Below are 1333 nucleotides of genomic sequence, written 5' to 3' on the forward strand. Positions count from 1 at the left end.
TCACCGAGGCGCTCCCGAGGGTGTGCGGCCGCGGTACCGGGCACCGTGACGAGTTCGGCTACACGCTGGCCGGGGCGCTCGCCTCGCTCGGCGCCACGCGGGAGGAGGCCCTGTTCGTCGGGGAGACCCCCGCCCATCTCGCGGCGGCCCGCGCGGCCGGAGTGCCCTTCCTCGGGCACGCCCGGAGCGAGGTGAGGGAGCGGCAGCTGCTGGAGTCGGGTGCCGAACACCTGGTCGGATCGCTGAAGTTCGTGCTCGACGCACTCACCGGCGCCGCCGGACGGGCTCCCGTCACCCCCTGCTAACAGGGCGCTTGCAAAAGTTAGCGCGGGGTGGCACGGTGTGGTCATGGCATCGCTCAACGTCGGTGGTCTCGGGGAGTACCTGCGCGAGCAGCGGCGCAACGCGCAGCTGTCGCTGCGTCAGCTCGCCGACGCCGCCGGGGTGTCGAACCCCTACCTGAGCCAGATCGAGCGCGGTCTGCGCAAGCCCAGCGCCGAGGTCCTCCAGCAGGTCGCCAAGGCGCTGAGGATCTCCGCCGAAACTCTCTACGTCCGGGCGGGCATTCTCGACGCGGAACGGGGCAGCGGCTCTGCGGACGACGGGAAGAGCGGTCCGGAGACCCGGGCCGTCATTCTCGCCGACCCCGCGCTCACCGAGCGGCAGAAGCAGGCCCTGGTCCAGATCTACGACGCCTTCCGGCACGAGAACGGCGTGGGCGGTCCCGGGGCCGGCGGACCACGCCCGGCCGACGGCGGGAACGAGCCGCCGGTACGCGCGGAAGCGGACGCGTGACCCCCTGGGGGCGCGACCGCCGGGAGCGTGGCCGGCGGCAGCGTGACCCGAGCAGCCTGATCCAGACGCGTGACCCAGAAGCGTGACCCAGAAGCCTGATCCAGAAGCGTGACCCTCAGAAGTAAGCGATCCGGGAGGACCGTCCTCATGGCCATCACCGACGACCTGCGCAAGACCCTGAGCGACCCGACGCCCCTCTACTTCGCCGCCGGTACCGCCGATCTGGCCCTCCAGCAGGCCCGGAAGGTGCCCGCCCTGGTCGAGCAGATCCGGGCCGAGGCGCCGGCCCGCATCGAGGCCGTGAAGGCCGCCGACCCCAAGGCCGTCCAGGAGAAGGCCGTGGCCCGCGTCAAGGAGACCACCACGGTCGTCCAGACCAAGGTCAACGAGGTGGTCGCCGGCCTCGAGCCCGACCTGAAGAAGCTCGGCGAGACCGCGCAGGGCCTGGCGCTGCGCGGCGTGGGCCGGGCCCTGGAGTACGCGGTCAAGGCCCGCGAGACGTACGAGCGGGTCGCCGAGCACGGCGAGCAGGCGGTGC

General features: G+C 72.5%; 2 protein-coding genes and 1 pseudogene. All 3 read left to right on the plus strand.

The annotated features are described in order from the left end of the window. Positions 1–305: pseudogene (locus HW445_RS31165) on the plus strand (HAD family hydrolase); the annotation flags it as partial. Positions 306–348: 43 nt separating this feature from the next. Beyond that, positions 349–795 carry a helix-turn-helix domain-containing protein gene (locus HW445_RS31170; protein ID WP_180224134.1) on the plus strand — a complete coding sequence of 149 codons (447 nt, stop codon included), beginning with the start codon at positions 349–351 and terminating at the stop codon, positions 793–795. Positions 796–942: 147 nt separating this feature from the next. Then, a partial coding sequence (locus tag HW445_RS31175; RefSeq protein WP_180224135.1) for a hypothetical protein occupies positions 943–1333 on the plus strand: 391 nt, incomplete at its 3' end.

This window comes from Streptomyces sp. UH6 (assembly GCF_013421635.1).
GTDB classification, from domain to species: Bacteria; Actinomycetota; Actinomycetes; order Streptomycetales; family Streptomycetaceae; genus Streptomyces; species Streptomyces abyssomicinicus.